The 7,885-nt window shown below is 53.6% G+C and carries 9 protein-coding genes and 1 pseudogene; 4 read left to right on the top strand and 6 right to left on the bottom strand.

The window, feature by feature from the left end; genetic code table 11:
• The first annotated feature begins 113 nt into the window (after positions 1–113).
• From CJF39_RS22095 to repM, 3 genes are all read left to right on the top strand, one after another.
• Positions 114–1,025 carry a mechanosensitive ion channel family protein gene (locus CJF39_RS22095; protein WP_094995316.1) on the top strand — a complete coding sequence of 304 codons (912 nt, stop codon included), beginning with the start codon at positions 114–116 and terminating at the stop codon, positions 1,023–1,025.
• A 445-nt stretch (positions 1,026–1,470) separates the two neighbouring features.
• A protein-coding gene (locus CJF39_RS22080; protein ID WP_094995315.1) for an IS3 family transposase occupies positions 1,471–2,621 on the top strand; the annotation gives its coding sequence in 2 pieces (ribosomal slippage) (positions 1,471–1,708 and positions 1,708–2,621; 1,152 coding nt in all).
• An 887-nt stretch (positions 2,622–3,508) separates the two neighbouring features.
• On the top strand, positions 3,509–4,333 hold the full coding sequence (gene repM, locus CJF39_RS22075) for a replication initiation protein RepM (RefSeq protein WP_024265234.1): 825 nt from the start codon (positions 3,509–3,511) through the stop codon (positions 4,331–4,333).
• Positions 4,334–4,383: 50 nt separating this feature from the next.
• Here repM and CJF39_RS22070 read toward each other — a convergent pair whose 3' ends face one another.
• From CJF39_RS22070 to CJF39_RS22050, 6 genes are all read right to left on the bottom strand, one after another.
• A complete protein-coding gene (locus CJF39_RS22070; protein ID WP_024265235.1) occupies positions 4,384–4,818 on the bottom strand; it encodes a hypothetical protein in 435 nt (144 codons plus the stop codon).
• A gap of 46 nt (positions 4,819–4,864) precedes the next feature.
• Complete coding sequence (locus CJF39_RS22065; RefSeq protein WP_024265236.1) at positions 4,865–5,152, bottom strand: type II toxin-antitoxin system YafQ family toxin; 288 nt, start codon at positions 5,150–5,152, stop codon at positions 4,865–4,867.
• On the bottom strand, positions 5,139–5,402 hold the full coding sequence (locus tag CJF39_RS22060) for a type II toxin-antitoxin system RelB/DinJ family antitoxin (RefSeq protein WP_024265237.1): 264 nt from the start codon (positions 5,400–5,402) through the stop codon (positions 5,139–5,141). The genes CJF39_RS22065 and CJF39_RS22060 overlap by 14 nt, the downstream gene beginning before the upstream one ends.
• Before the next feature lie 77 nt (positions 5,403–5,479).
• Positions 5,480–5,770 carry a DNA-binding protein gene (locus CJF39_RS22055; protein ID WP_024265238.1) on the bottom strand — a complete coding sequence of 97 codons (291 nt, stop codon included), beginning with the start codon at positions 5,768–5,770 and terminating at the stop codon, positions 5,480–5,482.
• Positions 5,771–6,342: 572 nt separating this feature from the next.
• Positions 6,343–6,501, bottom strand: coding sequence for a hypothetical protein (locus CJF39_RS23115; RefSeq protein ID WP_024265239.1), 159 nt, complete (start codon positions 6,499–6,501; stop codon positions 6,343–6,345).
• A 19-nt stretch (positions 6,502–6,520) separates the two neighbouring features.
• On the bottom strand, positions 6,521–7,084 hold the full coding sequence (locus CJF39_RS22050) for a recombinase family protein (protein ID WP_024265240.1): 564 nt from the start codon (positions 7,082–7,084) through the stop codon (positions 6,521–6,523).
• A 361-nt stretch (positions 7,085–7,445) separates the two neighbouring features.
• Between CJF39_RS22050 and CJF39_RS22045 the strand changes: the two are divergent.
• A pseudogene (locus CJF39_RS22045) lies at positions 7,446–7,541 on the top strand (helix-turn-helix domain-containing protein); the annotation flags it as partial.
• Between the last annotated feature and the right edge of the window lie 344 nt (positions 7,542–7,885).

The raw sequence follows: 7,885 nt of genomic DNA, 5'->3' as shown, positions 1-7,885 counted from the left end.
TGGGGCACATCAGCCCGCAAGCCTACGAGGCCCGGATGAGTGCTTGAAACTGTGTCCACGGTTGCTGGGCAAGATCAATCCGCTTACCCCAGAATAATAGGGAGTGCATATAAATGCATTTTTTGAATTTGCAGGTCACACAGGCAGAGCTCCTATCCGGCCTTATTTCCGTTTCCCAAACAGTTGCACAGATTGTGTTCGTCATGACCGTGGCGTGGCTCGTGTCCGCAGTGCTTTCGCGGGCCATCACACGCATCAGCAAAAGAACCCGCACTTCCAAGAGATCTGCAGATGAGGTCAAACGCATTGAAACATCTCTTCGTCTGATCCGTTTCGTCAGTCGGCTGGTCGTGTGGGCCTTGGCCGTGACCATTTCCCTCTCAATCCTTGGCATTTCTGTGGCACCGATCCTGACGACTGCGGGGGTAAGCGGCATCGCAGTGGGGTTTGCTGCGCAGAGCCTGATAAAAGACTATTTTTCGGGTTTGGTCTTGTTGCTGGAAGGGCAACTCCGCATCGGGGATATCGTGGATATTGGCGGTGTGGCAGGCCAAGTCGAAGAGATGACGTTGCGCTATGTGCGCCTGCGTCAACTCAATGGTGACGTGGTCTATGTGCCCAACGGAGCCATCACCAATCTGACAAATAAGACAACGGACTATTCGATGGCCGTAATCGATGTCGGTGTCGCCTATCGCGAAAACCTTCAGGAGGCATTGAACGTTATGGAGAGTGTCGCCCGTGAGCTAGCTTCGGAAACAACCTGGTCAACGAGAATATTAGCCGAGCCAGAGGTCTTTGGGGTCGAAACGTTGGGTGACTCTTCGGTTATCCTGCGTCTTCGCCTCAAGGTCTTGCCAGGTGAGCAATGGTCAATCCGGCGCGAATATCTGCACAGGATAAAACAGCGCTTCGACGAACTTGGCATCGAAATCCCTTATCCGCATCTGACGCTTTATGCCGGCCAGGACAAGGATGGAAAAGCCCCTGCCTTTCGGATCGAAGCTCCGGCTGGTGCCCAATGACACGGCCAAAATATACATATGAAGTGGAAAGAGATTTCTCGAACTGGGATGAAACGATTTTCGAGCGCTGTCTGCGGGATGGGTTCAATGTATTTGGCTCTGGACCAACCCCTATTCTCTTGCGGCCCGAAAAGGAGACCGAACCTGCCCCTGACACCCGTTCGCTAGGCAACGACAGCCATGATTAAGAAAGGCCAACCCATGAAGCCACCGGTAAAGACGAGCTTTCGCGGCAGGGACGTCGCCTACCTGGTAATTTCCATTGTTTTAGTGGGCGTAGGTTACGCAGCCTACCGCGGCTTATACTTTCTTGGTGAAAACGTTCCTTTTGCCCAAGAGATGATCCTAGTGTTCCTGGGTGCAGCTGCCACTATCTATCTGACTGAATAGCCCCGGATTCCCTAGAGACCTCCAAGCCTCATAATGAGGCCTACTAGGAGGTGCCATGAGCAACCAGCGTTTCCCCGAAGAATTCAAGATCGAAGCGGTCCGGCAAGTGACTGAGCGCGGCCTGCCTGTTGCCGATGTAGCGGCCCGTTTGGGCATGTCTGCGCACAGCCTGTATGCGTGGATCAAGCGCTACAGCAAGCCAGAAGCCCAGCGTAAGCAAGAAGATGATCAGCAGGCGGAGCTTCGTCGTCTGCGTGCTGAACTCAAGCGGGTGACCGAAGAGCGAGACATTCTAAAAAAGGCCGCCGCGTACTTTGCCAAGGAGTCAGGCTGAAGTACGCCTTCATCAGCAAACTGTCGGTGGGGTACCCGGTGCGGCGTCTCTGCCAGACCCTCAAGGTGCATCCCAGCGGTTACTACGCCTGGCTGGTCGAGCCGGAATCGGTACGCGCCAAGGAAGATCAACGCCTGCTCGGATTGATCAAGCATGCCTGGTTGGAAAGCGGCGGGGTCTACGGCTACCGCAAGATCCACGACGACCTGCGTGAGCTGGGCGAGCCCTGTGGCCGGCACCGTGTGGCTCGCCTGATGAGGAGAGAGGGGCTGCGCTCGCAGACCGGTTATCGCCGGCGCCCCGGGTACTACGGTGGCAAGCCGCCAGTGGCCTCGCCCAACCGTCTAGAGCGGCAGTTCAATGTCAGTGAACCGAACAAGGTCTGGGTCACCGACATCACTTACATCCGCACGTATGAGGGCTGGTTGTACTTGGCAGTGGTTCTGGATCTGTTTTCTCGCCAAGTGATCGGCTGGTCGATGAAGCCTCGGATGTGCAGCGACCTGGCCATTGATGCGTTGCTGATGGCTGTGTGGCGGCGCAAGCCCAAGCAGGAAGTGATGATCCATTCCGACCAGGGCAGCCAGTTCAGCAGCTCGGACTGGCAGAGTTTCCTCAAGGCCAACAACCTGATCAGCAGCATGAGTCGACGCGGTAACTGTCACGACAACGCGGTCGCGGAAAGCTTTTTCCAGTTGCTGAAGCGGGAACGCATCCGACGGAAAACCTACGGAACCCGCGAAGAAGCCCGCAGTGATGTGTTCGATTACATCGAGATGTTCTATAACCCCAAGCGCCGGCACAGCAGCGCTATGCAGCTATCGCCAGTGGAGTTTGAAAAGCGCTATTTCCAGAGCTTGGAGAGTGTCTAGGAAAGCTGGGGCGATTCAGGAAGTACAAAAAGGCAAAGGTACAAAAAGACAGAATCCCAGAGCATTCGCGCTACGCGCTCACCCAGCTCGACCCCCTGAGGGGGGCCCCACTCCCTGGAATCAGATCCAGAGCGAATGCTTGCACAGACAAGATTAATAGCAACATCACTTTATCAGGACGACACTGAAATCCGGCTCGCTGTTATCCCCTGATTACTCGCCTTTGTCGTCTGTGAGCCCGCAGCAGGCGTTTGGATGATCCTTGCTAGCAGAGGCGTCACAGCGCTCCTTGGAGCGCATAAACAAAGTCTCCAGCCGGCAGGCTGGGCATTATTACCGGAGGGGGAGCCACGAAGTGGGGGAACCCCGTAGGGGTGCCCCGGCAGAGCCGCGCTTTTTACTTTTCCCTTTTTAAACCTTTGAGGTCGTCTAGACGCCTTATGTTATGTGGCCTGTAGTGTTCATAAAGGGAGGGATTTGTTGTCATATACGCGCCACGAAGATCTCTTTGCTTCGAGAAAAGAGGTCAGTGATAGTGATAAATCCTGCGTCGCTGCCTGCCTTAAAGTGTCCGAATAGTCATGAAATCCGCAAGCTCGGCGCTTATTCATTCCTTGTTCGTTATGTGAGGGAAAAATGGCTGTGGGTAACTCGGACTAATGCTTTTAATGCTTTTAATGCTTTTAAAAGCTTTTAGTCGGGCTGTATGCCACGTATTACGTGGCATACAGCCTCCATAAAGGGACAGATTTGCGGTCATAAAGGGACAGATTTGCGGTCATAAAGGGACAGATTTGCGGTCATAAAGGGACAGATTTGCGGTATTAAGGGACTTGTATTAAATAGTCCTTTTTATGCTATGGTGGATCTCCCCACGAGGACTACTGATGGCTGAGAAAAGCGAAGTTGTTGTCAAATCTAACCGGCTTGTCGAAGCTAGCTACCGGCTCAACCTGGTCGAACAACAAATCATCCTGTTTGCCATCAGTCGTAGTCGCGACGAACAGCTGGGCCTTTCGCCAGATAAGCCAGTCACGATTGCAGCGAGCGATTTCGCTCAGGCATTCGGGACCAACGAAACCAAGGTTTACGGACAACTTAAAGAAGCTATGGGCGACCTGTTCGACCGCTCGGTGACGATCTATGACACCGATCCGGACACCGGTAAGGACCGTACTGTCACAACCCGATGGATCAGCGACAAGGCTTACATCGACGGAACAGGCCGAATTCAGTTGACGTTCGCCCCTCGGGTGATCCCCTACATCACACGTCTCGAGTCCGAGTTCACGTCATACCGTTTGGAGAAAATCAGTGGCATGTCGAGCGTTCACGCTGTACGGCTCTACGAGCTACTGGTGCAGTACCTCACAATCGGAAAACGCGAGTTGGCACTCGCTAATCTGCGCGAAAGTCTCGGCCTTACCAACGAATACAAGGCAATTAAGGACTTTAAAAAGCGAGTCCTAGATACAGCCGTGGCACAAATCAACGAATACAGCGATATTCGTGTGAGCTACACACAGCGCAAGACCGGACGCACCGTCACCCATCTGATCTTTGCCATCAAACCAGAACCAACATCCGTGCCGGTGAAGCAAAAGCTTGGCAAGCTGACAGACGCTGAGGTTGCCAAACGCGCTCGTCCTGGTGAGAGCTGGGAAGCAGCACATGCCAGACTCAACCAGATCACCTTGGCACTGGCTGAATGACTGGATTGATGTACGTGGGTCGGACTGGGTTTAGATCGTCACCGTCGAGACTAATCGGCCAGTCCGGCCAGTAGATCGGAAAAAGACTTGGCAGGCCCGGGTAATTTTGGCTTTCCCGGGGTTGGCGCTTTTTCAGGTTGAGGCTCAGGGTTGTGCTCAATAAGGCGTTGCTCAGCATTATCAAGGCGTAGCTTCTCGATCTCTTGCCGCAATGGCTCCACCGCTTCAGCGACGGCCTTTGCCACCGCCCTGGCGATGATCTCCCCGAGGTCGCCAGTCACTGTGACGCCGTGTGACATTTCCACTGTGACGCTCTGTGACGCTGGCTCGAAAGCACCGTACACACGCAGTAACTCCGCGGTGTCGATATAGCGACGTCCATCGGACTCTAAGCCATATGATATACGGCCTTCGGTCATTGCCCGGTATATGGACCGGCGCGTTCTGCCGATCAGTGACGCGGCTTCATCTATGGTGTGACGCATGGTGCTCTACCGTCATATGACGCGTCACACTCTTTAGCCTGGCTGGTCATAGGCTCAGCTCGCTGTGTGATCCGAGTCGCACAAGCTGCAAGCGCTCATCGTCGGGCTTGCAGTAGATCAGCAGCCAATCCGGTTTGATATGGCAATCCCGATGGTCTTTCCAGTTACCAGTCAGAGCATGATCCCGATGTTTTTCCGGCAGCGGTTTGTCATTCATCAGGGCAGTGACAATCTTGATGAACAGGCCGCCCGGCTCCAAGTCAGCTCGATGCGGCCCCTTGGCCTCTCGCTTAAAATCTCGCTTGAACTGACTGGTTCTCTCAATCGTCCGCATGCAAATCCGCCATCAGATCATCAATGGTGGCGAACTTTTGCAGCTTTCCGCGCCGCGCTTCTTTCATCGCGGCAACGGTTTTGGCGTTGGGCACCAACGGCTCGAATGGCAGCGCCTTTTCCTGCGCTATACGGGTCATCATCATGCGGAAAGCATCGCTAACCGTTAAGCCCATTGTCGCAAGTACTGCAGCGGCTTCTTCTTTGATGTGCTCATCGATACGAGCACGAACGACAGCATTTGTGGACATGGGTAGTCCTCCTATATTGGGCCACAGTGTAGCTCAATATAAGGGTCGCGCATGGTTTTGTGCCGTCACGTGACGCGTCACTGCGTTCTTGCAGTCACGGATAAACTGACCCCCAGCACGTGTAGCACTTTCATCAAGCGATAAAGGTCCGGATCGCCATGGGTACCAAAGAGCTGCTCCAGATCTGCCACGGTGATCCCGGTCAGACTCGCCATTTTGGCCGCCCCAAATGCGCTGATAGCCACACCTATGGAGGCCACAATATGAGCGGCATGGCCGGTCGCTAAAGCATCCGCAATAAACACGGCCCTGGTTTCTGGATTGGTTAACGCCGCCCCTGGATCGTAGATCGATGGCTTTTTTTGCACCCTTTCCGCCTCTCTTTACACCAGCTCTATACCCGTTTTGCACCTGGTCTGCACCCACCCTGCACCCACCCTGCACCTCTTTTGCACCTTACCTGCCATCGACTGGCCACGGTCTTCGACCTGAATGATTTTTACGCCCTTTGAAGAGCCAGATTTTCCCCCTTAACAGGGTCAAAATCTCAATACACATCACGCACCTCAGGCGATGGAAAAAACCTTTATTTTTCAAAAATTTATTAAAAACTAATAATTCTTTGACGCTATACAGTTGTGATACAAAACAAATGATTTAGCCCACAAAACCTGGAGAATTTTGTATAGCACTTGTTATACAACTGGTGCCCAAATGGCCAAGTAACCATTTCGCGCCCGCGAAACTTTCCATTGAGCCGCAGGCGAATGGACAAGCTGTGAAGTGGGCCGGTAGGCCTACTTCACCTATCTTGCCCGCCTATTCAGCCGACTTAATCCGTTGCGCCTGCTGTTCTTTTTCCGTTCTCGTGCCTTTTTCTACCGTTCTTTTGGGGTTGTTTTGCATACGCTCAGCCGTTGTTTAAGGCGTCGGTCCTCTGCTACTGCAGTACAGCAGCCGCCAACAGCCGCTTGCGCGCCTCCTGAGCGCGCCGGGTCTCGTCATCGACTTGGCGGGTGACGTAGAGCGGCAGCGCCAGGCACTCGTCCTGGTCGTCGCCCGGCTCAATAAATCGCGGTACCGAATCCGTGCTGTTCATCCTGTCTCTCCCGTTCTACCTATTGAGGCAGTGCGCGGTATAGCGTGGCTCGATGAACGCCTAGGAGCCGTGCAACTTCGGAAACCGATTGCCCCCCGTCGATCAGCTGTCGTGCATGGGCGATCTGTTCTGGGGTTAAAACAGGTTTTGGGCCGAATCGAACGCCTTTAGCTTTGGCAGCAGCACGGCCAGCACTGGTGCGCTCACCAATGAGGGATCGCTCAAAGTCAGCAATGCCGGCGAAGATCGTTAACACCATACGCCCAGCTGGAGACGTCGTATCGGCCCAAGGCTCAGCAAGCGAACGCAGACCTGCACCTAAGGTTTTGAGTCGTTCTGCAATGTGGAGCAGGTCGGTGGTTGACCTGGCCAAGCGATCCAACCGCGTCACAGTCAGTACATCACCAGGGCGAAGGTGATCGAGCAGCCGACTAAGTTCGGGGCGGTCTTGCTTGGCCCCACTGACCTTCTCTTCAAAAATCCGCTGACAACCGTTTTGCCCTAAAGCGATCCGTTGCTGCTCCAGCTCCTGACCTTGCGTCGAAACCCGAGCGTAGCCAATCTGCTGTCCTGCATTTTCCATGGGGACACCTGTCGCATTAGTCGTTGCAGGTAATCTAGCACCTGCGACTGACTTATGCGACAGACGAAAGCCCTCAGAACCTGACGATGCGCGTGTGTCGCATAACTTAGGATTAGTGCGGCAATGGAAGCGGCAGCAACAGCCTTCTTCCTACGTCCCGAAGTTGTTATGCCCGACGCCAGTCGGTTGTAGTGCTTCAGGACTTAATGGTGTGCACCGTTATTTTGGAGGCTCCACGGTCTGATAGCTGTATTTCTTGCATCCGTTTGGTTGAACCAAATGACCTTGAGGAGTCCGACACGGATACCCGCGAGGACTACAAGAACTTGCTGCATACACTGACCACTTGATGAACACCATGGTGGCCATGGCCCAGTCCAAAGAGCTGACCAACCATAGCCTGCCGGGAGTCGGTTATGTGTTTGGCGGTCGCGACCACACCACTGTCTTTCGCGCATGAGACAAGATTACTCAGTCTCAAAAAATATGGTGAGCCTTATTAATTTGCACGATAAAAAATATTGACAAATTAAGATAATTATGGGTTGTGGTATAATCAAGCCTTTATAAACGAGGAAATACACGATGGCGATTACAGAGCAATTTAGTTTCGATTTTTCCGCCCCACTCATTGACGACCATTCGATTACTCAACCTTCTCCAGGTCGAGTTTTGGCTGTGCTCGAAACGCCCACCCTGTCCGCAGAGCAACCCCAGTATGGAGTGATCTTGCCCAGCACGAGTGGACACCCCGTTAAGCGATAAACTGCAACGAGGTGAACCATGGCAAGAACCGCTACC

Origin of the sequence: Pseudomonas lundensis (genome assembly GCF_002269125.1) — a bacterium.
GTDB lineage: Bacteria > Pseudomonadota > Gammaproteobacteria > Pseudomonadales > Pseudomonadaceae > Aquipseudomonas > Aquipseudomonas lundensis_A.
The sequence above is the reverse complement of the archived record's forward strand: the minus strand, read 5'-3'. Positions and strand labels throughout refer to the sequence as shown.